This window comes from Parafrankia sp. Ea1.12 (genome assembly GCF_900465275.1).
Lineage (GTDB): Bacteria > Actinomycetota > Actinomycetes > Frankiales > Frankiaceae > Parafrankia > Parafrankia soli.
This window is the reverse complement of the sequence record NZ_UBIZ01000506.1, coordinates 1-22,118: the sequence shown is the minus strand read 5'-3', so window position 1 is coordinate 22,118 and position 22,118 is coordinate 1. Positions and strand designations below refer to the sequence as shown.

The 22,118-nt window shown below is 70.4% G+C and carries 28 protein-coding genes; 15 read left to right on the top strand and 13 right to left on the bottom strand.

All coding sequences use genetic code 11. The annotated features are described in order from the left end of the window. Positions 1–70: 70 nt before the first annotated feature. Together FMEAI12_RS29930 and FMEAI12_RS29925 are read right to left on the bottom strand one after the other, a co-directional pair. A complete protein-coding gene (locus tag FMEAI12_RS29930; protein ID WP_112108669.1) occupies positions 71–499 on the bottom strand; it encodes a VOC family protein in 429 nt (142 codons plus the stop codon). A 39-nt stretch (positions 500–538) separates the two neighbouring features. Next, positions 539–991: a helix-turn-helix transcriptional regulator gene (locus FMEAI12_RS29925; protein ID WP_112108668.1), complete on the bottom strand. Its 453-nt coding sequence runs from the start codon at positions 989–991 to the stop codon at positions 539–541. A gap of 628 nt (positions 992–1,619) precedes the next feature. Between FMEAI12_RS29925 and FMEAI12_RS29915 the strand changes: the two genes are divergently transcribed. The 3 genes from FMEAI12_RS29915 (at position 1,620) to FMEAI12_RS29905 (ending at position 3,393) form a co-directional block, all read left to right on the top strand. After that, on the top strand, positions 1,620–1,907 hold the full coding sequence (locus FMEAI12_RS29915) for a hypothetical protein (RefSeq protein ID WP_112108666.1): 288 nt from the start codon (positions 1,620–1,622) through the stop codon (positions 1,905–1,907). Between the two features lie 363 nt (positions 1,908–2,270). Beyond that, positions 2,271–2,837 (top strand): hypothetical protein, encoded by a 567-nt coding sequence (locus FMEAI12_RS29910; protein ID WP_146776793.1) that lies wholly within the window; start codon positions 2,271–2,273, stop codon positions 2,835–2,837. Between the two features lie 247 nt (positions 2,838–3,084). After that, complete coding sequence (locus FMEAI12_RS29905) at positions 3,085–3,393, top strand: hypothetical protein (RefSeq protein ID WP_071066076.1); 309 nt, start codon at positions 3,085–3,087, stop codon at positions 3,391–3,393. A 54-nt stretch (positions 3,394–3,447) separates the two neighbouring features. On the opposite strand, the gene FMEAI12_RS29900 is transcribed toward FMEAI12_RS29905, so the two are convergent. The 3 genes from FMEAI12_RS29900 to FMEAI12_RS29890 all read right to left on the bottom strand — a co-directional run bounded on the left by FMEAI12_RS29900 (position 3,448) and on the right by FMEAI12_RS29890 (position 4,640). After that, entirely contained in the window at positions 3,448–3,723 is a 276-nt protein-coding gene (locus FMEAI12_RS29900) for an SCO4848 family membrane protein (protein ID WP_071066077.1), read from the bottom strand. Between the two features lie 112 nt (positions 3,724–3,835). Beyond that, complete coding sequence (locus tag FMEAI12_RS29895) at positions 3,836–4,405, bottom strand: hypothetical protein (protein WP_112108664.1); 570 nt, start codon at positions 4,403–4,405, stop codon at positions 3,836–3,838. Further along, positions 4,398–4,640 carry a type II toxin-antitoxin system HicA family toxin gene (locus FMEAI12_RS29890; RefSeq protein WP_112108663.1) on the bottom strand — a complete coding sequence of 81 codons (243 nt, stop codon included), beginning with the start codon at positions 4,638–4,640 and terminating at the stop codon, positions 4,398–4,400. The genes FMEAI12_RS29895 and FMEAI12_RS29890 overlap by 8 nt, the downstream gene beginning before the upstream one ends. A 481-nt stretch (positions 4,641–5,121) precedes the next feature. On the opposite strand from FMEAI12_RS29890, the gene FMEAI12_RS29885 reads away from it, so the two are divergent. Then, positions 5,122–5,382: a hypothetical protein gene (locus FMEAI12_RS29885; protein WP_018640218.1), complete on the top strand. Its 261-nt coding sequence runs from the start codon at positions 5,122–5,124 to the stop codon at positions 5,380–5,382. Next, entirely contained in the window at positions 5,379–5,786 is a 408-nt protein-coding gene (locus FMEAI12_RS29880; protein ID WP_112108662.1) for a type II toxin-antitoxin system VapC family toxin, read from the top strand. The genes FMEAI12_RS29885 and FMEAI12_RS29880 overlap by 4 nt, the downstream gene beginning before the upstream one ends. A 165-nt stretch (positions 5,787–5,951) precedes the next feature. Here FMEAI12_RS29880 and FMEAI12_RS29875 read toward each other — a convergent pair whose 3' ends face one another. Further along, positions 5,952–6,470: an AAA family ATPase gene (locus FMEAI12_RS29875; RefSeq protein WP_235014793.1), complete on the bottom strand. Its 519-nt coding sequence runs from the start codon at positions 6,468–6,470 to the stop codon at positions 5,952–5,954. Positions 6,471–6,726: 256 nt separating this feature from the next. On the opposite strand from FMEAI12_RS29875, the gene FMEAI12_RS37430 reads away from it, so the two are divergent. Then, the gene (locus tag FMEAI12_RS37430) at positions 6,727–6,957 is read left to right on the top strand and encodes a hypothetical protein (RefSeq protein WP_165938779.1); all 231 of its coding nucleotides are present in this window, start codon (positions 6,727–6,729) and stop codon (positions 6,955–6,957) included. Between the two features lie 31 nt (positions 6,958–6,988). On the opposite strand, the gene FMEAI12_RS29865 is transcribed toward FMEAI12_RS37430, so the two are convergent. After that, the gene (locus tag FMEAI12_RS29865; protein ID WP_026239466.1) at positions 6,989–7,927 is read right to left on the bottom strand and encodes an RNA polymerase sigma-70 factor; all 939 of its coding nucleotides are present in this window, start codon (positions 7,925–7,927) and stop codon (positions 6,989–6,991) included. Between the two features lie 331 nt (positions 7,928–8,258). Between FMEAI12_RS29865 and FMEAI12_RS29860 the strand changes: the two genes are divergently transcribed. Continuing rightward, positions 8,259–8,744 carry a carboxymuconolactone decarboxylase family protein gene (locus FMEAI12_RS29860; RefSeq protein ID WP_018501429.1) on the top strand — a complete coding sequence of 162 codons (486 nt, stop codon included), beginning with the start codon at positions 8,259–8,261 and terminating at the stop codon, positions 8,742–8,744. 289 nt (positions 8,745–9,033) lie between these two features. Here FMEAI12_RS29860 and FMEAI12_RS29855 read toward each other — a convergent pair whose 3' ends face one another. The 3 genes from FMEAI12_RS29855 to FMEAI12_RS29845 are packed head-to-tail and all read right to left on the bottom strand — an operon-like array spanning position 9,034 to position 10,582. Then, the gene (locus FMEAI12_RS29855; protein ID WP_112108660.1) at positions 9,034–9,384 is read right to left on the bottom strand and encodes a cupin domain-containing protein; all 351 of its coding nucleotides are present in this window, start codon (positions 9,382–9,384) and stop codon (positions 9,034–9,036) included. Positions 9,385–9,437: 53 nt separating this feature from the next. Then, on the bottom strand, positions 9,438–9,866 hold the full coding sequence (locus FMEAI12_RS29850) for a hypothetical protein (RefSeq protein ID WP_112108659.1): 429 nt from the start codon (positions 9,864–9,866) through the stop codon (positions 9,438–9,440). After that, positions 9,863–10,582: a metalloregulator ArsR/SmtB family transcription factor gene (locus FMEAI12_RS29845; protein WP_112108658.1), complete on the bottom strand. Its 720-nt coding sequence runs from the start codon at positions 10,580–10,582 to the stop codon at positions 9,863–9,865. Before FMEAI12_RS29845 ends, FMEAI12_RS29850 begins: the two co-directional genes overlap by 4 nt. A gap of 360 nt (positions 10,583–10,942) precedes the next feature. On the opposite strand from FMEAI12_RS29845, the gene FMEAI12_RS29840 reads away from it, so the two are divergent. The 4 genes from FMEAI12_RS29840 (at position 10,943) to FMEAI12_RS29825 (ending at position 13,470) form a co-directional block, all read left to right on the top strand. Continuing rightward, the gene (locus FMEAI12_RS29840) at positions 10,943–11,383 is read left to right on the top strand and encodes an Rrf2 family transcriptional regulator (protein ID WP_112108657.1); all 441 of its coding nucleotides are present in this window, start codon (positions 10,943–10,945) and stop codon (positions 11,381–11,383) included. 56 nt (positions 11,384–11,439) lie between these two features. Then, complete coding sequence (locus FMEAI12_RS29835; protein WP_112108656.1) at positions 11,440–12,642, top strand: globin domain-containing protein; 1,203 nt, start codon at positions 11,440–11,442, stop codon at positions 12,640–12,642. Positions 12,643–12,955: 313 nt separating this feature from the next. Next, entirely contained in the window at positions 12,956–13,102 is a 147-nt protein-coding gene (locus FMEAI12_RS38800; RefSeq protein WP_235014792.1) for a hypothetical protein, read from the top strand. Positions 13,103–13,107: 5 nt separating this feature from the next. Beyond that, the gene (locus FMEAI12_RS29825) at positions 13,108–13,470 is read left to right on the top strand and encodes a type II toxin-antitoxin system VapC family toxin (RefSeq protein WP_200835461.1); all 363 of its coding nucleotides are present in this window, start codon (positions 13,108–13,110) and stop codon (positions 13,468–13,470) included. A 180-nt stretch (positions 13,471–13,650) separates the two neighbouring features. Here the strand turns inward: FMEAI12_RS29825 and FMEAI12_RS38795 are convergent, their stop codons facing one another. Beyond that, the gene (locus tag FMEAI12_RS38795) at positions 13,651–13,938 is read right to left on the bottom strand and encodes an SCO4848 family membrane protein (RefSeq protein ID WP_112108654.1); all 288 of its coding nucleotides are present in this window, start codon (positions 13,936–13,938) and stop codon (positions 13,651–13,653) included. Positions 13,939–13,955: 17 nt separating this feature from the next. On the opposite strand from FMEAI12_RS38795, the gene FMEAI12_RS29815 reads away from it, so the two are divergent. Beyond that, positions 13,956–14,651, top strand: a complete 696-nt coding sequence (locus FMEAI12_RS29815; RefSeq protein ID WP_112108653.1) for a MerR family transcriptional regulator — start codon at positions 13,956–13,958, stop codon at positions 14,649–14,651. A 770-nt stretch (positions 14,652–15,421) separates the two neighbouring features. Here the strand turns inward: FMEAI12_RS29815 and FMEAI12_RS29810 are convergent. Beyond that, entirely contained in the window at positions 15,422–16,108 is a 687-nt protein-coding gene (locus FMEAI12_RS29810) for a GPP34 family phosphoprotein (protein WP_112108681.1), read from the bottom strand. A gap of 205 nt (positions 16,109–16,313) precedes the next feature. On the opposite strand from FMEAI12_RS29810, the gene FMEAI12_RS29805 reads away from it, so the two are divergent. Then, the gene (locus FMEAI12_RS29805) at positions 16,314–17,411 is read left to right on the top strand and encodes a glycerol dehydrogenase (protein WP_112108652.1); all 1,098 of its coding nucleotides are present in this window, start codon (positions 16,314–16,316) and stop codon (positions 17,409–17,411) included. 75 nt (positions 17,412–17,486) lie between these two features. Here FMEAI12_RS29805 and FMEAI12_RS29800 read toward each other — a convergent pair whose 3' ends face one another. Further along, a complete protein-coding gene (locus FMEAI12_RS29800; protein ID WP_112108651.1) occupies positions 17,487–18,692 on the bottom strand; it encodes a putative zinc-binding metallopeptidase in 1,206 nt (401 codons plus the stop codon). 548 nt (positions 18,693–19,240) lie between these two features. Between FMEAI12_RS29800 and FMEAI12_RS29795 the strand changes: the two genes are divergently transcribed. Beyond that, on the top strand, positions 19,241–20,131 hold the full coding sequence (locus FMEAI12_RS29795; protein WP_112108650.1) for a DUF1003 domain-containing protein: 891 nt from the start codon (positions 19,241–19,243) through the stop codon (positions 20,129–20,131). 216 nt (positions 20,132–20,347) lie between these two features. Next, on the top strand, positions 20,348–22,118 hold a 1,771-nt coding region (locus tag FMEAI12_RS29790; protein ID WP_235014789.1), incomplete at its 3' end, for a D-alanyl-D-alanine carboxypeptidase family protein.

Sequence of the window (22,118 nt, the reverse complement as noted above, 5' to 3'; positions counted from 1 at the left end):
ACAGCTCCTGGCCCGCGGCCGCCGGAACCGCCCGCGACGCGGGTGCGGTCACCGGAGCGGGCGCGAGCCGTCAGGCGAAGTCCTCCGGGTTGAAGGTCTTCGGCTCGACCAGGACCAGCCAGTTACCGGAGTTGTCGCGCAGCACAGCCTCCACCCCGTAGGGGCGGTCGGCGGGCTCCTGCAGGAACTCGACGCCCTTCGCGCTCAGCTCCTCGAAGGTCTTGCGGCAGTCGTCGACCCGCAGCCCGAGCCCGCCCATCTGCCCCTTTCCGAGCTGCCGGCGGACGAAGTCAGCAGCGTCCGGGTCCAGCGGCGGCCCCGGGACCATCAGGGTCGCCTCCAGCTCGGGCTGGCTGGGATGGCCGATCGTGACCCAGCGGAACTCGCCGCCCATCGAGACGTCCGTACGCGGCTCGAAACCGAGCACGTCGACGTAGAAGTCACGGGCCTTGTCCTGGTCAAGGCAGTAGATCGTGACCAGCGAGATGTTTGTGATCATGCGGGAACCGTACGCCGCGCGGCCGCGGGAACGCTTCTCTCAGATTGCGCCGTCCAAGGTCGTGTCGGAGGTGCACCGCAGGTCCATCGCGCCGCGCATGAACAGGTAGCACCCCGGCACGTGCGGGCCGCCGCGGGCCGCCCAATGGTTCCGGTACGCGGTCGGGCTCTCCCCGACGAGCTGGGTGAACCGGGCGGAGAAGGACCCGAGGCTGGCGAAGCCCACCATCACGCACACCTCGGTGACCGTGAGGTTCGCGTGCCGCAGCAGGTCCTGCGCACGCTCGATCCGGCGCCGCGTGACGTACCGGATCGGGGTCTCCCCGTAGGCCGCCTCGAAGCTTCGGACCAGGTGGAACTTCGACATCCGGCCGACCCGGGCAAGCACGTCGAGGTCGAGCGGCTCCCGGTAGTGCCGATCGATGTGATCGCGGACCCGGCGCAGATGCGGCAGCAGCTCAGCCGCCACCGGCCGGGCACCCGTCCTGGTCACACCGTCGATACTAGGGTCGCGTGCGATTCATCAGACAGTAGGCGGACGAGGCTGCGGCCTGTGGCTCAGGACGCCAGCTCGCACTGACCTCCCCTCCACCGGGCTGCACGCCGTGCCCGTGGCCAGCGCCAGGATCGTCCTCGACATGGTCCAGTCCGGGGTGATCCCGTTCCACTCAAACCTGCTCGGTATTCGCCGTAGGGCGACAGCTTCCCCGTCGGGCACGGGCTGACCCGTAGACGGGTCCTGCAGGTCGTTCAGACAGACCTGAGTCACGTCCGATGCGATGGCCTCATCTGACCGGCCGTCGGCCAGGGCGGGGAACGTCGCGCGGAAGGCAGTCACGAAGGCGGTCACCTCGACCCGCTACTGAAACGTCCCGAGCGGGCCTGCCGCGGAAGTCGGACCTGCGGGAGGCCGGGCCTCCCCGTCCTCGGCCGAGATACATCCGGCCAGCGATACCAGTGCGACCCCACACACAACGGCGCTTCGAACCCGCACGACGTCCCCTCCGGATCATCGGCTCAGGACACTCGGAACCGCTCGACCGGGTTAACCGCGCCCGTGCCGGCAGCGACACTACGCGTGCAGTCCCGCTGCCGTAACCATCATGAGAAAATGCGGGACTGTGGCCGAACCCAGCAGGCGCCTGACGAGCCGGATCGACCGGGACTTCGACGCCGGTACGAGCACCGAGATCATCGGGCAGCTCAGCGCCCTGGACACGGAATTCTACGGTGGGCAGAACGTCGAGCGCGTCCAGGCCGCGCTGGTGCTTTCATCGGCTGGATCATGGCGCCGGTTCGCCGCCAGTCTGCGCCTGTTGAGGACCGACTGGCGCGACGTTCTCGTTGCCGGCGGCCTGGCTGACGAGGACTGGCCACAACGACTCGACGCAGAGCTGCGGAGCACGTGAATCGTCCGCCCACGCGCCGCCGTTCGGAACCTGACACACACTCCGGCCGTTACCGCTGGCATGGGAAACCCAACCCCGCATTACGGACGTCCGCTGCGGTGTCGGCGAACCGTACAGGCAGGCGCGCGGGGCGACCGCGTCGAGGCGCGGCGATGTCCGCGCGGATAATCGCAGCCTGCGTAGCAGGGATATCCTCGTTGCTTCTCACCGCCGCCACCGGCGCGGCCGCAGGATCTCCATCCCCACCGGATCCGGCCCCACTCGGACCACAGCGCCCTGCGGAGCCGGAGGTCGAAGGCCCGGTGAATCTTGACCGGCTGAAGGTCTCGGTCAGCCGCACCGGAACCCCCCCGAGGCGTGCGGGTGACATTCGACCGTCACAGCCGCACGGCCGACGGCGGCATACCGGCCGGCGCCCGGCGATTCGTCTTTCTCTTCGACTCGGCCCTCCGCTTCAATCCCACCGCGTTCCCGGTCTGTTCCAGGCAGACCATTGACACCGAGGGCGTTGCCGCCTGCCCGCCTGGGTCGAGAGTCGGTTCGGCGGTCGGGACCTATTTGGACGGCAGCCAGGTGGAGGCCGTCGCGGTGAACAGCCAGGTCGCCGGCGGCCCCGGCGTCCTTCTCGCGTTTCCCGCCACCGGCCTCGTACTCGAGCAGACGCTCGAGCGGGCCACGATCCCGTATCAGCGGGAGTACACCTGGGCGATCGACGAACTGCTGCCACCCAACGAAACCCCGCCGCAGAACAGGCCGGGCACCACCCGGTTCGTCATCACCTTCGGTGCCACGACCACCGCCGGCGGCCGTCCGGTCAGCTATGTCGAGACGGCCGACCCACACGGCCCGTACTCGTTCGGCCTGTGGAGCGAGTTCGTCACCGGCCAGGTCGCCCTGCCGACCGACCACGCCTTGCCGCGGCCACGCTGACCCATCCGCTTGCCACTTCAAGCCGAGCCCTCGAGCCGTGACCGAGGCCGACGACACGCCGATGATCTCCCGTGTCCTGACGCGCAGAAGCAACTACGCCGCGGCCCGCCGGGATCAGCGGGCGACACTCGGACACGCTCCGACGCACGGGCGTCGAGCGAAGCGAGGTGGGCCCCGTCGGCGCATCGGGCCGCCGGGGTCCTTGCCGTGCGCGGTGTGCGCGGTGTGCCGCAGGTAGGGTTCCGGCGTGTCTGAGCGGATCAGCCATGGTGCGTCGGGAGCAATCGGCCGTTTCGCCGGGTGGGTCGCCAGGGGTTCGGTCGGCCATCCACTGCTGGACGGCATCGACTACTGGACGGAGCTGAAGGAGTCGCCATCCCAGATGGAGATCTGCTTCGCGATCTTCACGAACGTCCTTGAACTCGACGACCAGGGCGAACCCACCAACCAGAAGTACGCCGAGCGCCGCGCTGCCCTCTGGCTCTACCGGTACTGCACGGGACGCCATCCGTCCGGTGAACCGGAGCTCGAACCGTGGGAGTGCGAGCTCCACTGACTCTCCCGCGCAGGAGCCGCGATCGCAATCCGCGGATCGGACCCGCTGGAGGCGTCAGCGACCGGAACCGATCAATCGGTCAGACGCGACAGCTTCGCTGGAGGCGCCGAGACGGGCCGCGCGCGCCCCGCGAATGCCGAGCCAGCCGACGACCGAGCCGATGGCGAGGGAGGCGACGGTCAGGACCAGGTGGACTGTAAAGAAGCTGGTCGGGCCATTGTCCCAGGAACGATCATCCTTCCACACGTTCCGAAGGAAATTTGGCCAGATTGCCCACGTCCACACACCAACAGCGACCAGGAACCAGGACGCACGCTTCGACAGAGTCACCCCACCAGCTTCGCACCCGAGCGACCGGACCAGCCGATCAAGGGCGGTCGCACCACGTGAGGTCGAGCACGGCGGGCACAACCACCTCCAGAAGCCGGATCACCGAGACTCCCTATGCGCTGAGCTTCAGCCCGGGCCCGGTGAACGTCGTCATGATCTCGCCGAATGTCGTGTCTGGCAGGTAGCCGACGTCGACCGGCCCGGCGCCAACTCGGCTCCCGTTACCGAACTGCAGGGTCCACAGCATCGACTCTGCCGCGGGCAGCGCAACGACAACTGGATCTGCGACGTCGTCAACCTGAGCCGTCAGCCAGGAGATCGGGTCAGTCGGCAGCGCGCACACATAAACGATCTCCCCCACGGAGTTCGGTGGCGCCGCACGCAGCCGCTCCGCCTGGTCCTCGACGCCGAGCGCAGCACCCAGCCGCTCCGCGACCAGTTGCCGCTCCCACCCGAAGGCATCCTGAGCAATCCGAACGACGACCCCGCGCAGCTCCTGCTCAAGATGCACAAGGATCTCGAAGTCGGAGTCTCCGTCGAAGTACCAGGTAAGCGCCTCGGGCAGGGCCCCACGCAGCTCCGCTGCGGTCGGCTCCGCAACCGCCAGACCAGGGCACTGCAGCGACCATGCCGACCAGGACTCGCCGTCCCGCCGCACGATCACCGTGATCACCCTAGCCACCGTGGATCACCTCCAGTGCCTCCTCCACGGTCAGGCCCACCTGCTTCACCAGTATCTGACGAACCAGGCCCGGACCAACAGTCACACGATCGTGGAACGCCAACCGGAGCCGCGGGCGCCCTTCCGCCTCCAGCCATCGGTGGGACGAGCCGTCCTGCCTGGTCACCCGGTACCCCAGCAGCCCGAGCACGCGCAGGAGCTGCCGAGCCTTCAGCGATGGGAACTCCCCCGTCACGACAACATGGAGATCAAGGCTCGCCGACGGCGGTACCCGTCACCATCAGTTCGAGAGAACGCCTCCACCCGCACCTCCACACCATGATCACGTATGCGATCCAGCGTAGACATCCGCGTGTGAAAGAAGGCGTCCTGGACACGAGGAGACACGACACAAGCTCTGGGAGCGCCGCACCTAGGTCATAGGTGAATGTTCTACAAATTCGGCCAGATCGCCCACGTCCACACACCAACAGCGACCAGGAACCAGGACGCACGCTTCGACAGAGTCACCCCACCAGCCTGGCACCCACAGGCCCCGTGGCCTCTCTGTGGGCGCGCGATTTCAGCCACGTTGATCGCCATAGGGTGGGATACCGGCCGGAGTCGCGACGGGCCTGCTGCTCAAGCGGTCTTGAATCGACGGGACCATCGGGGCCCGCCCAGAGCGAGAAGATCGACAGAGGGTGAGGCGGGTGAACCGAAGTTACGATGTCGTCATGACGGAGATGCCGCTCCCCCCCGACGACCAACTTGCCGAGGTCGTCCGAGAGGCTGCCGCGTCTGGTCAGGTCGTCTACCTGACGGACAAGGGCCGGCGGCTGGCCGCGATCGTACCGGCGGGTCTCGCCGAACTCCTCGAACGGGGTGAGACGACCAACGGTCGGCGGGTGCTCGGCGCTCGGGGCGCCGGCCGCAGCGGCCGGCAGGACATCTCCGAACGCATGGAGGAGATCCTCGCCAACGAGGTGGCGTCATAGCCCTCGTAGTCGACGCCGGTCCGCTCTACGCGTACGTCGACGCCGACGACCAACATCACGAGGCCTGCGCGGACCTGCTGGAAACCCATCCCGGACCGCTGATCGTCCCCACCCTTGTGATCACCGAGGTGGTCTACCTACTCGGTACCCGGCTCGGCACGCAGGCTGAACTACGTTTCCTCGCAGACCTGGCCTCCGGGGCGTTCGATGTCGAGGCCGTCCACCCGACCGACTGGCTACGGATCGCGGACCTGGTCAACCAGTACCGCAGCCTGCCCCTGGGCACCGTGGACGCATCGGTGATCGCCTGCGCCGAACGACTCGGCGTTGACGAGGTCGCCACCGTCGACCGCCGACACTTCACCGTCGTCAAAGCCAATCGGACGCTCACCCTCCTGCCCTAGTCGATCATCGATCGGCGGCATGTGCCCCTCCAGCGGGACGCTCCTCACGCGGGTTACCCGCCGTCTGGCGCCCTCGCAGGCACTGGCCACCACCGGCACGGCATGGCCCAGATCCAGTACCGAGGAATTGTCAGAACTGTGGACCGTGTGGCGGACCGATAGAGCTCAGCTGAGCCGGTAGTGACCGTTGGCGATCCCGCGCAGCGCAACCTCAGCCGTGGCCGCAGGATCCATGCCGCTGGAGTCCAGCACATGGGGCTCGAGGATGTCGAGGCTGCTGAACTGGTGGTGAAGCGAGCGGATCGGCTCGGGGTCGGTCAAGGCGTCGGTGGCGGTCCGGCTGGTCGCTCGGCGGAGCGTCGTCGCCTCGTCGGGGCGCAGCACGAGGTAGTGCAGCTCGATTCCGCTGGCCGTGCGCGCAGCACGGAACGCGTCGAGGAACCAGGGGCCGCTGATGCCGTCGCAGATGACGTCGTAGCCACCGGCGGCGTAGCCGAACGCGGTGCGGGCCACCACATCGATGACAATCGTGTTCTGGTGGTGTGCTTCGGGCAGGTAGGGCGCGATGGCGCCCTGGCGGATGAAGTGCCAGAAATCGTCGGCGTGCAGGTGCACGCTGAGGGAGAGCCGGTCGGCCACCTGCCGGGCGACTGTGGTCTTGCCCGCGCCAGGCGGCCCGGTCATCACGATCACCCTGCCGGTCGTTGCGCCCGAGGTACGGGCCGACGCCCCCGGCCGAGTAAAGCGGGGACTACTCATTCCGCGCGGCGCTGCGCGCGTTCAACGGGCCCGCCTGCATCGAACACCGCACCCGCGCAGACGAGGGCGAAGCACCCGCCGCGCCGTCCTCCTCCGCACCATCGTCTGGGACTACCGCGAGCACGGCCGTACCTTCCCGGCCGCCGCGTCAGCGTCGGCCCAGTACCTAGGTCATAAGTGAATGCTCTACAAATTCGGCCAGATCGCCCACGTCCACACACCCACCGCGATCAGGAACCAGGACGCACGCTTCGACAGAGTCACCCCACCAGCCTCGCACCGGCCGCCAGCCATGGTCTCCGTGTGGGGCGCGAGTTCGGACACGTTGTCCACCATGATCTACTGCGTGTCGCCGGGCACCTCGACGGCGGTGTCGAACAGTGGATCCGCAGCCGAAGCCGAGTGCGCGTGAGGCTGGACCTGTCCGCACTCGCTGGCCGCGTTCAGCGGCGAAGGGCGGTTTCCCGCTCGATGCGCGACAGCTTCTCGGGGTTGCGGACGGCATAGAGCCCGGTGATGAGGCCGTCGTCGATGCGTACCGCCACGACGCTGTCGATCTCGCCGTCGAGCCGGAGGATCAGCGCCGGGTAGCCGTTGACCTGTACCTGCTGCAGCGACATAACAGCGTCGATCCTGCCCAGCCCGGCGGCTAGCAGCCGGGCTACCTTGCCCGCTCCGACGACAGGGCGCAACACGGCCTGTTTGACCCCGCCGCCGTCACCCAGCAGGACGATGTCCGGGGCGAGGATGTCCAGCAGGTTCTGCAGATCGCCGGTCTCGACCGCCCGCTGGAACGCGTCGAGCGCGCCTCGGGTCTCAGCTGCGGAGACGACCGCACAAGGACGGCGCGCGGCGACATGCGCCCGCGCCCGGTGAGCGATCTGGCGGACCGTGGCCGGGCTCTTGTCGACGGCTGCCGCGATCTCGTCGTACCCGAAGTCGAACACCTCGCGCAGCACAAACACGGCCCGCTCGGTCGGCCGAAGCGTTTCCAGCACCAGCAGCATCGCCATGGAGACGCTGTCGGCCAACGCGACATCCTCGGCCACGTCGGGCGCGGTCAGCAAGGGCTCTGGCAGCCAGGGGCCGACGTAGGACTCCCTGCGCCGGCCAAGCGTGCGCAGTCGATTCAGCGCCTGACGAGTGGTGATCTGCACCAGGTACGCCCGCTGGTCCCGCACGGTGGCGAGATCGACGCCTGCCCAGCGCAGCCAGCTCTCCTGGAGGATGTCCTCCGCGTCCACGGCCGAGCCGAGCATCTCGTAGGCGACCGTGAACAGCAGGTTGCGGTGGGCGAGGAACACCTCGGTAGCGGGGTCTGGACAGGCGTCCTCCTTCATGGGCCTCACAGCGTCGGGCGTCATCGGCGAAGTACCGGCCATGGATAACTCCTATTCACGCGCGGCTGGACCAGCCATGAGACGCCAGACCCCGCCGGTTTGTGACACCCAGGGCAGCCCTTCCGCCGTCGGCTGCCCCGTCACGCGACGACGGGACGGCAGCGTGGACAGCGGGGCCGGATATCGCCGATGGACGTCCGACTGGGCCGGTCGCGACCGCGGCCGATGGCGGCTGATCCGCCGATCGCGAGCCGACGGTCGGAGTGATATGTGGTCCAGGTCATAAGGCCACGTCGTCACGGGGACTGGGGTCGCTGGCATCTGGTGTTCGTCCAGTGCGGCAGCACGCAACACCACGAGTGAGGACGACATCATGGACGCCCGATTCAACATGTTCGGCAACGAGCTCGCCACCAGGTTCGGCAAGCGGTTCGCGAGCGCCAGCCTGGTGATCCACCAGTCGTCGCTGCCAAAGCCCACCCAGGAGCTGGTGTCGCTGCGGGCCAGCCAGATCAACGGCTGCGGCTTCTGCGTCGACATGCACACCAAGGAGGCCGCGGCTGCCGGTGAGACCTCCACCCGACTCAACCTGGTCGCCGCCTGGCGCGAGGCAGACGTATTCACCGAGGCCGAGCGAGCCGCGCTGGCACTCGCCGAAGAGGGAACCCGGCTCGCCGACGCCCACCTCGGCGTATCCGACGAGACCTGGGCCCAGATCCGCAAGCACTACGACGACGACCAGATCGCGGCCCTCGTCTGCCTCCTCGGCCTGATCAACGCGGCCAACCGGATGAACGTGATCGTGCGCAACCCAGCGGGTGGCTACGAACCCGGCATGGCCGCCAGCTTCGCGAGCTGACCGGGGGGTGCCCCGGCCGGGGTTCATCCCCCGGCCGGGCCGCCGCGTCCAGTGGCTACGACACCCGACCAGTACCTAGGTCATAGGTGAATGTTCTACAAATTCAGCCAGATGGTCGGTACTGCGCCCTTCGCTGTCGTCGGCGGATGGTCGGATCGTGGACTCGACAGTCGCCGTCCTGGCGGTGGCGGTGCCACGGCCACCGTGTTCGCCCTGGTCGGCAGCAGCGCTCCCGAGGGGTGGCACGCATCGTGACTCGGGATCGAACCGGGCTCGGGCTGGTCAGCGTCTACGGAGATGTGGCCCGGAATGCCTGACCGGCTGCGGTGAGGAGAACCGCCGAGTCGTCGACGGCCGCGAGGGCGTGGCGTACAGGCGGGATAGTGACGTGGTCGCCCGCACCGCCGTCCCAGGTCTCCTCGCCGGCGGTGAGCCGCACGTGGCCCCGCAGTACCTGCAAGGTCGCCTCGCCGGGGCTCTCGTGCTCGGCGAGTTCGCGGCCGGCGAGCAGGGCGATGACGGTCTGACGCAGCATATGGTCGTGCCCGCCGTGGATGGTGTGCGCGGCGCGGCCGGCGGGAGCCTGCCGGGCCACTGCCAGTTGCTCGTCTGCCAGCGCGGTCAATGAGGTCTTCTCCACGGCGCGATCTTCCTTCCCGTGTCTGGTGGGGCCCGTGTCTGGTGGGCTCGTGGTCAGGCCGTTGTCAGCAGGAGGATGCCGCCGGCGAGCAGCGTCGCGACCTTGGCCGTCTCCAGCGCGACGTAGGCATGGTGCGCGCGCGAGCGGGGCGCGTCCAGGCCGGCGAGGACCGCGTCGGAACGGCGCGTCAGCCGCGGACGGACGAACGCGAGCTGCGCGGCGAGCACCGCGACCGCCACCGAGAGGACGACGAGGGCGGCCGCAGGAGGCCGGTCCGCGGCGAGGGCGGCGACGACCACCACCGCGAGGACGGCCTCGACCGTGTTGAGCGCCCGGAAGACCAGCCGACCGACACCCAGGCCGATCTTCAGGGTCATGCCGGGGGCGCGGAACTTCAGCGGCGCCTCCAGGAACGAGATGGCGAGCACCATGCCCAGCCAGAGAAACGTCATCGCGACGGCGACCGACTGTCCGGTGGTCATGAGCCGGCCCGCGCGGGGACCAGATGGGCGAGGCACAGGTCCGGCTCGGCGAACGGCTCCAGCCGGTCGACGGTCAGCGGCGCTGCCCAGGCCTCGAGGGCACCGCGCATGACACCCAGGTGAATCGGGCACACGACCCGCGCCATGGTCTCGGCGAGGTCCAGGAACGGGCAGTGCCGCAGCCCGACACGCAGGTCGGCGCCGGCGGACGTCGCGGTGTCCGGCGGATCCGGCGCGAAACCCAGGTAGTCGAGCAGCCGAACCAACCGTTCGGCCGGCTCCGCCGGTCCGGTGATGTCGCCGCCGTCGCCGCGCCCGACAGGCCGTTGCTCACTGGAGGCGCCGGGCGTCGCCGCGGCGAGGCCGCGCCCCCAGGCGTGACCGGCCGCGACCGCCCGTGCGCCCGGGTCCGGCTCGGCGGCCAGGTTCTCGGCGAGGATCTCGGCCAGAAGTCGGTAGTGCCGCGGCCCCGTCCGGTCCATCCCCCGACGCGCGCGGAACAGCGACGGTGGCCGGCCGGGCCGATCGCGGTCGGACGTCGCCCGCTCGACCTGCCCGTTCTCGACGAGCGTGTCCAGGTGGAACCGGACGGTGTTCGGATGCACGCCGAGACTCGTGGCGATCTGTGTGATGCTGCGCGGCCCGTTCGCCGCCTTGAGCACCCGCAGGACGTCGTGGCGCCGCCCGGCAGCGGCCGGTCTCGGGTCGGACCTCATCGCCCACCTCCCTGACCGCGGGGTGCTGGGGCCTCGCCACGCCCGCCCCGTCCCTCGCGGCGACGCATGCCTTCCCGATCACGCGGCTCGTGACCTGAATTTATACAACCGACGCTTGTGGAAACAGGGGGCGGAGGGCCGGTCGGAGGCGACCAGACGGCCTGCCGGCAAGGACCAAAGACCATGCCCATACCCATGCCCATGCCCGGGTGTGGGCGGCGCAGCCGGCACCGCGACCCGGTGGGGACCGTCACATCACAGAAAGAGGTACTGCCAAGTCCTCTTTGCTAGCGTGGCCGTCGTCAGCTTCTACACGTCATAGAAGACGGTCCCGGTGGCGGTCGAGGAGGTGTCGGAACGATGCAGCTGACGCAGTCCACCGATCTTGCGCTGCGTGTGCTCATGCTCGCGGCGACGCGCACGTCCCGCCTGACCGTCCGCGATCTCGCCGAGTCGCTGGATGTACCGGTCACGCACATGGCGAAGATCGTTCAAAGGCTGCAACGGCTGGAGCTGATCGTCACGATGCGTGGCCGCGCCGGCGGTGTCCTGCTTGCCCCCGAGGCGTCCCGCGCCCGCGTCGGGCAGATCGTGCGAGCGCTCGAAGGACCAGGCGAGGTCATCGCGTGCGACGCGCCGCCCTGCCCGCTGCGATGCGCCTGCCGGCTGCGGCCACTGCTGCGCCAGGCACAGGAGAGCTTCCTGACGACGCTCGACGCGGTCACCATCGAGGACCTCGTCGGCCCACCCGCCGGGCCGGTCCTGCTCGCCCTGGCACCCCCCGGCCGGGCTGGCCCGTAGGCAGGCCGGCCAGCCCCGTCACCCTTCCCACCCTGCTGCCGCACGGAGGTTCCGCCATGCTGTCCGAACGGTCGACCGACGTCGTACGCGCCACCGCCCCCGCCGTGGCGGCGCACGGAGTCGCCATCACCTCGGCGTTCTACGACCGCGTGTTCGCCGCCCATCCGGAGCTGCTCCGCCTGTTCAACCAGGGCAACCAGGCCAACGGGGTCCAGCGTCGAGCGCTGGCCGCCTCCGTCGTGGCCTTCGCCCAGCACCTCGTCGGCACGAGCGACACGCCGTTCGGCCCGGTGCTCGAACGCATCGCGCACAAGCACGTCTCCCTCGGTGTCCTCCCCGAGCAGTACACGATCGTCGGCAGGCACCTGCTCGCCGCGGTCGGCGAGGTCCTCGGCGACGCCGTCACGCCAGAGGTCCACGCCGCGTGGGACGAGGTCTACTGGTTGTTCGCGGTCTCCTTGATCGCGGAGGAGGCCCGGCTCTACCAGCAGGCCGGAGTGGACCCGGCCCAGCCCTGGCGGCGGTGGCGGGTGGCGGCGCGAGTGCCCGACGCCGAGGGCGTCGTGTCGTTCGAGCTGGTTCCCGCGGACGACGGACCCCTACCGTCCCACCTGCCCGGGCAGTACGTCTCGGTCGCCGTGGACCTCCCGGACGGTCGTCGGCAGCCGCGCCAGTACACGCTGTCCAACGCGCCCGGTGCGGACTCACTCCGGATCACGGTGCGCCGGGTGGCCGGCGCGAGCGGAGCCCCCGACGGCCTGGTCTCCAGCTTCCTGCATGACAGCGTGAAGGACGGGGACATCCTCGAGCTGAGCGCACCCGCCGGCGACGTCACGCTGCCCGCTGGCAATGACCCGCTGCTGCTGATCAGCGCCGGCATCGGGATCACCACGACGGTCGCCATGCTCGCCCACCTGGCCCGCGTGCGGCCCGACCGCCAGGTCGTGATCGCGCACGCCGACCGCTCACCACGGACGCACCCGCTGCACGCAGAACTCGTCTCGCTCGGCCGGCTGCTGCGCTCGTTCGACCTGCGCACCTGGTACGAGCGGGCAGACGGCGAGTTGGCGGCACACGAGTACCTCGGGCTCCTCGACCTCGCCCGGGTACCGGTCCCGGCCGACGCCCGGGTCCACCTGTGCGGCCCCATCCCGTTCATGCGGGACATCCGCGCCGGCCTGCTCGACCGAGGCGTTCCCGCCCAGCGCATCCAGTACGAGGTCTTCGGCCCCGACCTGTGGGCCGGCAAACCCGAGTAGCAGCCGATCGGAAGCCGCTCGCGGAGCGTCTCGGCGGAGAGCGAGCCGCTTGGCTCACCGATCCGCATGTGGTGTACAGATCGTGATCGTCGAGCGACTGCTTGTCGCTTGAGCGGTGAGGACCACAGATGCGCCCCACCTCCCGAGCAAGAAGATCGATAGCGGGTGAGCGAGTGCACCACAGTTACGATGTCGCCCTGACGGAGATGCCGTCTCGTTACCCGATGACCAACTTGCCGAGGTCGTCCGGGAGGCTGCCGCCTCCGGTCAGGTCGTCTACCTGACGGATAGCGGCCGGCGGTTGGCCGCGATCGTGCCGGCGGGCCTTGCCGAGCTGCTCGAACGGGGCGAGGCCGCCAGCGGCCGGCGTGTGCTCGGCGCTCGGGGCGCGGGCCGCAGCGTGCGACAGGACGTCTCCGAACGCATGGAGGAGATCCTTGCCAGCGAGGTGGCGCCATAGCCCTCGTGGTCGACGCAGGCCCTCTCTACGCGTATGTCGACGCCGACGATCAACATCACGAGGCCTGCGCGGACCTGCTGGAGACCTATCCCGGCCCGCTGATCGTCCCCACCCTTGTGATCACCGAGGTGGTTTACCTTCTCGGTAGCCGGCTCAGCACGCAGGCCGAACTGCGTTTCCTCGCGGACCTGGCTTCTGAAGCGTTCGATATCGAGACCGTCCACCCGACCGACTGGCTGCGGATCGCGGACCTGGTCAACCAGTGCAGAATCGAAGGCGAAGGAAAGTCGAGCGGCACGGAATTCGGGGCACGGGGTTCGTCGTGCTCTTTTAGAACAGGGAGACTCTGCTCTTTTACAAGGGTTTGACGAGAAGGCCCCGCAACATTCTACCGGGCCTATGCGCTCTCCCTGGAGATTTTCGACGCCGCTTTCAAGATCTCCGTAGGCTACCACTTCGTGAGGCACTCGGATTTCGGCAGCCCGATGAAGGAGATCTGCCGAGGGGCGTGGCAGCCAGTGATACAGCCGCCGCAGCGATATTTCAGCTCACGGCCTTCGTGGCTGCGTAGCCAAGTCGCGGTCCCGAACCGATTGCACACCGCGGATGCCGAGCCAGCCGACGACGGAGCCGATGGCGAGCGAGACGACGGTCAGGACCAGGTGGACCGTGAAGAAGCCGGTCGGGCCGTCGTCCCCGGAACGATCATCCTTCCACACGTTCCGAAGGAAATTGGGCCAGATGGCCCACGTCCAGACGCCGACTGCGATCAGGAACCAGGCTGACGCGCTTCCAGCGTGTCCACAGAAATCGACTTGATCCTCTCGCTGTGTCAGGTTCTACCGTCGTACGCATGCACCCGCCTGCCGAGACATGGACAATCGGGCAACTCGCGAGCTCCGTCGGAGTCAGCGTGCGTTCGCTGCGCCACTACGACGCCATCGGGCTCGTGCGCGCCACGCGCACGGCGAGCGGTCACCGCCGCTACCGGCCGAGCGACGCGGTCCGCGTCCGGCATGTCCTCGCGCTTCAGATGGTCGGCCTCTCGCTCGCCGAAGTCGGCGAGGTCATCGACGGCGACGACGCCCTGCTGGCCGCCCTGATCCGCGTCCGACGTCGCGAGCTCGACGACCGGATTGCCGATCTCGAGCTGGCTCGCCGCCGGATCAGAACAGCCGAACACGCTGACAGCGACAGCGTTCTCACCGCGTTGGAGGAGATCATGACTGGTTCCACCTTCACGCCGGAGCAGCTCCAGCGGCTCAAGGCTCGCCACTCGAGCACCGCGTTGGCGGACTGGACGGGACGGGCGCGCGAACTGGACACCACGATCCGCACGCTGGTCGAGACAGGTGCCGCCCTGACGAGCGATGAGGCGAAGGATGCTGTCCGGCAGTGGCACCGGCTGCTTGGTGAGATGGCGGCGGGCGACCCGGACATCCAGGCCGCGATCGTCGCCAAACTTGACCGTCGTGGCGCCGAGGCCGCCACGCATGGAGCGATCAGCGAACGGGCCTGGTCCTACCTCCGTCTGCTCCCAATGCCGTGACCGCCGCGCGTAACGCCGAATCAGCCTCGACGGAGAACCTCCCGACGCCGGCTCCCGGGTGGGGCCTCAGGTTCTGGGGCGGATTCCGGTCCGGAGGATCTCGATGCCGACCAGGCAGGTCCAGAGGAAGCACCCGGGCGAGCTGGTCCAGGTAAGGGACCCAGGACAGCAGGACGAAGGCGGCCAGGTAGCCGATCACGACGACCGGTCGGGAGAGGGCGCCGCCGCGACGGCCGAGCGTGGACGCGTCGATAAACGGGCCTATGTCGAGGAACTCGACGGCCGCCGCGAGGCTCCCCCCAGGCCGCGCTCGCCGCGAGCAGACAGGTGACGAACAGCAGGCCGCTCGTGAGAAAGACGGTGGCGACGAGCCGGTTCTCCCGGCCCTCGATCCGCGCGCGGGTGGCGGCGAGGAACCACAGGAAGAAGATCGCGGCGATCGGGGCCAGGTAGAGCCCGACGATGATCGGCCGGCGATTGCCACCGTCAGAAGTCTCATGGAATCCGCCCCCTCGAAAGCGTCCGCACGACCTCCGACGGCCTTTCCCGGTCGAGACGTCGCCGGTTTCAGCCGAGGCCCGCCCAGCCCAGGAGTGTCCTTTTCCGATCCGCGGGGTGCCATCGGGAAATCCACGGTAGGCACGCCCGGACCGACCGGCGACCCGAGCCCTTCGACCGCGTTCCCGGAACAGGCGCATAAACGGTATTCGGTGCCGCGGAAAAGTGGGTCCTGCGCCGGCAGCTCGTCGTCCGCGGCGGTGCCGCGCCGGTCAGCTCGACGAGATCGTGGCCGCCGACGTGGCGGCCGACGTCGCGGCGGTGATCGCGACCATGGCCGCGGCCGCCTCGTCGAGCACCTTCTTGACCGCGGGCGTGACGGGCGTGTTCCGGGTCGCGGCCTCGATGCGCGCACGGGCGTGGTCCCGGCCCGACCTCTCGGGCGCGACGACCTCGAGGAGCCGCGACGGCCCGGACAGCGCCAGCACCGTGGCGGTGCGCGGGTCCATCGACCCACCGTCGGACGCCGCCGCCCGGACCCGGCGCAGGACGTCCTCGCGGGCCCGGGTCTGGCGCACCCGGTACCTGGTGACCGGGAAGAGCAGGACACGGCGGCGGTCGCGGGCCAGCACCCTGCTCTCGACCAGGCCACCGACGACCCTGTCCCAGGTGCCGTCGAGCGCCTTGTCCAGCGCGCGGATCTGGTCGGCGGCGCGCTTCACCTTCCTGTCCCCACGCATGCGGTCAAGGTGGCGGCTGGCCTCGGCCAGCAGCGGGTGCCCCGGCGCGGGCCAGACCGGGACGAACCGTTCGCCGTCCAGCTCGACGCGGCCGTCGAGGGCGAGCTCGGCGATCAGCGCGTCGCTCATCCCGACTGTCACCGCCGCGCGGGACGAGTTGACCGGCTTCCCCTTCTCCGGGTCCAGTGCGAGTAGCAGCAGTTCCTCCGCGAGCAGCACGCCGGCCTCCTCCCCGCCGAGACCGCGGACCACGCGACGCCGACGGCGGTCGGCCGATGGGCACGCGAGCCGCGCCGCGCGAGGTGTCTCGACGTGACATGTCTGTCCTGCCAGCTCCGGGCCTACCCAGCCGCCGGCGTTTCGATCGCGCACCGGGGAGCGGACATGCTGGCGCAGCCCGGCGGAACCGCTACCGTAATCGTCCATGCTCGCCGTGTTCGGGTCGCCGGGTCGATATGTCCAGGGTCGGGATGCCACCGCCGCGCTCGGGCCGGAAATGGCCCGCCTCGGCCTGACCGGCCCGGCGGTCATCGTGACGAGCGGGGCCCCGCTGCGCCTGCTCGAGGACACCTGGCGGACGAGCCTGGACGGCGCGGGCATCCCCTACTCCGTGCACCTGTTCGGCGGCGAGTGCAGCGACCAGGAGATCGACCGGGTCGTCTCGGCGGCGCGTGACCCGGAGGCGACGGTGATCGTCGGTGCCGGTGGCGGGAAGGTGCTCGACACCGCCCGCGCGGCGGCCGCCGCGCTCGACGTGCCGGTGGTGACCTGCCCGACGACCGCGTCCAGCGACGCACCGTGCAGCGCGCTGTCCGTCGTGTACTCCCAGGACGGGGCGTTCGAGCGGTACCTGTTCTACCCACGCAACCCGGATCTGGTCCTGGTCGACACCACCGCGGTCGCCGCGGCGCCGGCCCGCCTGCTGGTCGCCGGGATCGGCGACGCGCTCGCCACCTGGTACGAGGCCCGTACCGTCGGCGAGGCCCGGCGCGCCAACCAGCTCGACGGCGCGCAGACGGCGACGGCCGGCGCGCTGGCCGAGCTGTGCCGACGCATCCTGTTCGACGACGCGGCGGCGGCGATCCGCGCGGTGCGCGCCGGCGCGGTGACACCGGCGCTGGAGCGGGTCGTCGAGGCGAACACGCTGCTGTCGGGGCTGGGCTTCGAGTCGGGTGGGCTGGCCGTGGCGCACTCGGTGCACAACGGCCTGACCGTGGCCGCGGAGACCCACCGGTATCTGCACGGCGAGAAGGTCGCGTTCGGGCTGATCGTCCAGCTCGTGGTCGAGGGACGGCCGGAGGAGGAGCTGGCCGAGGTGCTCGCGTTCTGCGGCGGGGTGGGGCTGCCGCGCACACTCGCCCAGGTGGGGCTGGCGGATCCGCCGATCGAGCTGCTGCGCGGCATCGCCGTCCGGGCGCTCGCCGACGGGGAGACAGCCCACAACGAGCCCTTCGACCTCGACCCGCCGATGATCGTCGACGCGATCCTGGCAGCCGACGCCGCCGGCCGGGCCAGCCGCTGACCCGAGTGTCACCGCGGTGGCCGGCCCGCCGACGAGGGCCGTCACGTCCATGTGGCTGTAACGACGGCGCGGCCGTCACCGCGTGGCGCGGGCCGTCGCGAGGTCGTGGACGAAGCTCAGCTTGTCCAGCACGGTGGACGTCAGGACGAACGGGTAGAGATCATCGAAGCCCATGCTGCGGTTGACCGCGTTGAGGGCGTAGGTGAGCGGGAGCCACTGGGCCGCGATCTCGTCGAAGCCGGCCGTGGCGCGGCGGGCGGCGGGCGGCAGGGGCGCCGGCCGGGCGACGAAGCGTTCCAGGTCGACACCGAAGCGCCTCGGGTCCGGGCCGTCGGTGCGCAGGCCGTACTCGGCGGCGGTCTGCAGGGCGTCCATGATGTGCAGGTAGTGGGCGAAGGTCTCGGCCCAGTCCTCCCACGGGTGCATCGTGGCGTAGGCGCTGACGTACCACTCGCTCCAGGCCCCCGGCGCCCCCTCCTTGTAGTGGCGTTCGAGGGATTCACCGTAGTCGGCGCGGTCGTCGCCGAAGAGCTGGCGGAATCGTCCGGTCACGGCCGGGTCTGCCCCGACGAGCCTGGGCCAGTAGTAGTGGCCCGTCTCGTGCCGGAAGTGGCCGAGCAGCGTCCGGTACGGCTCGCCGAGGCGCGCGCGGACGCTCTCCCGGTGCGCGTCGTCGGATTCGGCGAGATCCAGGGTGATCACCCCGTCACCGTGGCCCGTCACGACGTTCTCGTAGGTGCTGCTGAGTAGGTCGAACGCCAGTCCCCCGCGGGGGTCGTCGGCGTAGGAGACGACCGGCAGCCCGAGGTCGAGGAGCTGGAAGACCAGGCGTCGCTTGGCCGCCTCGGCCCGCACGAACAGCTCGGCGGCGGACGTGTCCGCGTCGTTGGGGCGGGTGCGGGTGAGCCGGCAGGAGGCGCACAGTTGCCCGGGTGGCGGCCCGGCCGCGCCAGGGGCAAGCTCGACGAGCCAGTTGCAGCCGGCGAGTTCCATGTTGCCGCACCGCCGGTACCGTGGCTGCTGTGGCTCGGCCGGGACGGACCGATCTCCTCCAGGGATCCCGGCTCCAGGGGCCCCGGCGGGCGCGGTGATCTCGGCGGCGAGAGCCGCCGCCTCGTCGGCCACCGCGGGCCGCTCCCGGAACAGTCCGTCGCCGGCGTCGACGAGGGTGATCAGGCGTCGCGCGGATGGTGCCACCCCCAGCGCCGACCCGCAGCGCGGACACGTCGAGTTCTCGAAGAACACAAGCTGGCCACAGTAGGCGCAACCGAAAGCCAGCATGAGTGATCCGTTTCGAGAGGAGTCCGCGCGGTCTGGTGATCCCGCCATCCACTACCCGACCCACGCGGCGGGAACCGCCCGCGGGGCCGGCTACCAGGCGAGATCACCGGCGGCACGACAGCATGTGACGGCGGCGCGACACAGGTCACGGACGACCCCATAGCGGAACAATCGCAAGGGGCGGCTATCCTTGACAACAACATTTGGATCCTCTACGGAGGCCGACCAGAGGAGGTGGCCGCTGTGAGTCCTGGCGGGTGCTCCAGTAACAGCCGCTTCCTGCTGGTGGACGCCGGCTGACGATCGGTCCGCGGCGGATGGTTCCGTCGGCGCGGCCGCCCCTCCTCGTGGCGGCCGGCACGGCCAGTCAGTCCAGCCCGCGTCCATGACGCCCGGGGTCAGGTGATCTCCCGGGTTCCTTTCCGGCAGGTGCGGTCGATCAGCGACGTGTCGACCCGGGCCGCGATGGGATTTCTCCCGCGCAGCCTGCTCTGAAGTGCGTATCGGCTCCGTCCGTTCGCGACGGCCGAGCGCGGAGGGGACCTCCTATGAGCATCAACACCGCCAGCCGTCTCGCGGCACGCCGGGGAACCGGATCGGACCGGCTCGACATCCCGGTCGCCGGCCGATCTCCACTGATCGCGGGCCGGGTGGACCGCGAGACGATCAGCCGCGGCGCCGAGACCATCGCGCGCTTCCTCGGTACCGGCCGCTACCTGGCCATCCAGACCTGTGTGGTGATCGTCTGGATCGCACTCAACATCGCATTGCCGCTCATGCGCTGGGATCCCTACCCGTTCATTCTGCTGAACCTGGCGTTCTCGACCCAGGCGGCCTACGCCGCCCCGCTGATCCTCCTCGCGCAGAACCGGCAGGACGACCGGGACCGTGCCTCGCTCGCGGAGGACCGGGCGGCGGCCATCCGGATGCGTGAGGACACCGAGTTCCTGGCCCGCGAGGTGGCGGCGCTGCGCCTCGCCCAGAGCGACGCCGCCACACGGCAGTACGTGCGCGGTGAGCTGACGAACCAGCTCGAGTCACTGCGTGGTGACATCGAGGCGTTGCTCCGCATGGTGCTCCAGCCCACGGCACCGGCGGCGCACCCCCTCGCGGCCACCCCGAACGGGTCGGCGCAGCGCCCCGCGCGCGGCGGCGTGGCCTGGCCGTCCGTACCCGGTACGTCAACAGTCGCGACACTGACAGTGGACGAGCCCGCACACGCACACCCGACGGCGTCGGCGGATGCGCCGGCGGATCACGCGGGTCAGGACACCGCGACCGTCCCGGAGCCGGCTCTGGTCGTCGTCCCGGCGCCGGGCGCGCTCTCCCCGGACGGGGCAGCCACACAGGGCCATCTTCTCGTCCCGGCGCGAAGTGGTTCGCGGGCCGGACGAAAGGTACCCATCCGACCGACGCGAGCACGAATCCGAGACACGTGACACGACAAACTCACCGGATGAAGATCGACCGGTAACGTTCGGTAGGTGCATGCCGGCCGGACGCGTCGACCCCGATCCGGCCCGCTCGAGCGCCGCACCGATGAGGACGCTCGGGAGGGTCTCACCCCGCCCGACCCGCACCACCCCGATCCGCGACGTACCGATCCACGACGTACCGATCCGCCCGAGCGTTTCCGCCGGGTGGTGAGCGCCGCGGTGGGGCTGGCCTCGGCCCTGGTCCTCGTTCTGGGCACCGCACCACCGTCAGCTGCCATGGCCGGGGGCGATCCGCTGCCTGCCAGGAGGCCGCCCGCCCGCCCGCTGACCGCCGGCACGCTCCCGGCCGGTGCCCTCGCCGTCGAGCCGCTCGCCGCGGCCTCGACGGCGACCGGGGCGTCCGGGACGGCGTCCGCCGGTACGACATCGTCCACCGCGGACGAGGCCGGCCCGGCGAGCGCCGGCGGAACGGCGGCGGGCATGTCCGCCGGTACTACCAGCACAGCAGGCACAACTGGCACGGCGGGCGCCACCGACCAGGCGGACACCGCGGAGGCCACAGACGCCGCGGAGACCACCGTGCCACCGCCGGCCGGCATCACCGCCGAGGCGTGGCTCGTCGCGGACGCCGGCAGCGGCGCGATCCTCGCGGCGCACAACGCGCACCTCCCGGACCTGCCGGCGAGCACGATGAAGATGCTCACCGCGCTGACCGTGCTCCCCGGGCTCCCGCCAGACCGTGAGGTGACTATCAGCGACCAGGCCGCCCAGGTGGACGGCACCCGGGTCGGGCTCGTCCCCGGCGTCCGCTACACCGTGCGCGACCTCGCGACGGCGATGCTGATCGCGAGCGGCAACGACGCCACGGTCGCGCTGGTGGAGGCGGCCGGCGGCCGGGAGGCCGTACTGGACCGGATGAACCGGCTCGCGGCCTCGCTCGGCGCGTCGGAGACCGTCGCGGGCGATCCCACCGGTCTCGACGCCCCCGGTCAGCACACGACGGCCCACGACCTGGCGGTGATCGGGCGGGCAGCGCTCAACGACCCCATCGTGCGCGGCTACCTGACCATCCCGCGTGCCTCGCTGCCGGGCCGCGGCGACGAACGCTTCGAGATCGCGAACCACAACACCCTCATCGGCAGCTACGAGGGCACCATCGGCATCAAGAACGGCTACACGGTCGCCGCCGGGGCGACGTTCGTCGGCGCGGCGACCAGGAACGACCGGACGCTCATCGTCTCGCTACTGCGCACGGCGCCGGCCTACGGGACGGACGCGCGGGCGCTGCTCGACTGGGGCTTCGCGCACGCGGCCGACGTCCGCCCGGTGGGTCGGCTCGCCGGGCCCTCCGACGTGACACCAGGCGACCCGACCACCGCCGGTGGGGCCGTGGCCCCCGGCGCCGCACCGGGTGACACCGGCGAGCGCGCCGGGCGCGCCGACAGCCGCGGCGCCGGACAGGACGGCGGCAACCCGCCCGGGCGGGCCACCACCGGCGACGCCGGAGACGTGGGCGCCGTCACCTGGACGGCCCTCGCCGTCACGGTCGTCGCGACGGCCCTCACCGTGTTCGGGCGGGTCCGCCGCCGGCGCGGCGTGGCCGGGAGGGCCACCGGGCGTACCACCCGCTCCGGCAGCGGCAGCGCGGGCCGGTGGGATGCAGCGGGCCTCGGGCAGTCCGGCGGACGGCGCGGACGCTCCACGACCCCAGGAGAAGTTCCGGGTAGAAGAGGCCACCGAAGAGGCACCAACAGGACGCGGCGGGACAGCGCGGCGGCGCGGGCCCGCCGGGAGCGGCAGAGCGTCGTCGAGGAGTACCAGGCGACCCGCTCCGCCGCGTCGGCTCCCCGGCCGCGCACCGACGCCAACGGCCAGCGCCACCTCGTTGGTCTGCCCTCGCTGCACCCCGAACCGGGGCGGAGCCGGACCGACTCGTCCCGCGCGGCGGTGACAGTCGGGATGAGCGACGCGCTGATCGCCGAGCTCGCCC

What these genes read in the sequence shown, in the direction of transcription:
- FMEAI12_RS29800 (WP_112108651.1), bottom strand. Translation starts at nt 18,692, where the DNA reads ATGCTGGCTTTCGGTTGCGCCTACTGTGGCCAGCTTGTGTTCTTCGAG.
- FMEAI12_RS29815 (WP_112108653.1), top strand. Translation starts at nt 13,956, where the DNA reads ATGCACCCGCCTGCCGAGACATGGACAATCGGGCAACTCGCGAGCTCC.
- FMEAI12_RS29875 (WP_235014793.1), bottom strand. Translation starts at nt 6,470, where the DNA reads ATGACCGGGCCGCCTGGCGCGGGCAAGACCACAGTCGCCCGGCAGGTG.
- FMEAI12_RS29805 (WP_112108652.1), top strand. Translation starts at nt 16,314, where the DNA reads ATGCTCGCCGTGTTCGGGTCGCCGGGTCGATATGTCCAGGGTCGGGAT.
- FMEAI12_RS29860 (WP_018501429.1), top strand. Translation starts at nt 8,259, where the DNA reads ATGGACGCCCGATTCAACATGTTCGGCAACGAGCTCGCCACCAGGTTC.
- FMEAI12_RS29840 (WP_112108657.1), top strand. Translation starts at nt 10,943, where the DNA reads ATGCAGCTGACGCAGTCCACCGATCTTGCGCTGCGTGTGCTCATGCTC.
- FMEAI12_RS29795 (WP_112108650.1), top strand. Translation starts at nt 19,241, where the DNA reads ATGAGCATCAACACCGCCAGCCGTCTCGCGGCACGCCGGGGAACCGGA.
- FMEAI12_RS29835 (WP_112108656.1), top strand. Translation starts at nt 11,440, where the DNA reads ATGCTGTCCGAACGGTCGACCGACGTCGTACGCGCCACCGCCCCCGCC.
- FMEAI12_RS29930 (WP_112108669.1), bottom strand. Translation starts at nt 499, where the DNA reads ATGATCACAAACATCTCGCTGGTCACGATCTACTGCCTTGACCAGGAC.
- FMEAI12_RS29885 (WP_018640218.1), top strand. Translation starts at nt 5,122, where the DNA reads ATGACGGAGATGCCGCTCCCCCCCGACGACCAACTTGCCGAGGTCGTC.
- FMEAI12_RS29845 (WP_112108658.1), bottom strand. Translation starts at nt 10,582, where the DNA reads ATGAGGTCCGACCCGAGACCGGCCGCTGCCGGGCGGCGCCACGACGTC.
- FMEAI12_RS37430 (WP_165938779.1), top strand. Translation starts at nt 6,727, where the DNA reads ATGCTCTACAAATTCGGCCAGATCGCCCACGTCCACACACCCACCGCG.
- FMEAI12_RS29850 (WP_112108659.1), bottom strand. Translation starts at nt 9,866, where the DNA reads ATGACCACCGGACAGTCGGTCGCCGTCGCGATGACGTTTCTCTGGCTG.
- FMEAI12_RS29865 (WP_026239466.1), bottom strand. Translation starts at nt 7,927, where the DNA reads ATGGCCGGTACTTCGCCGATGACGCCCGACGCTGTGAGGCCCATGAAG.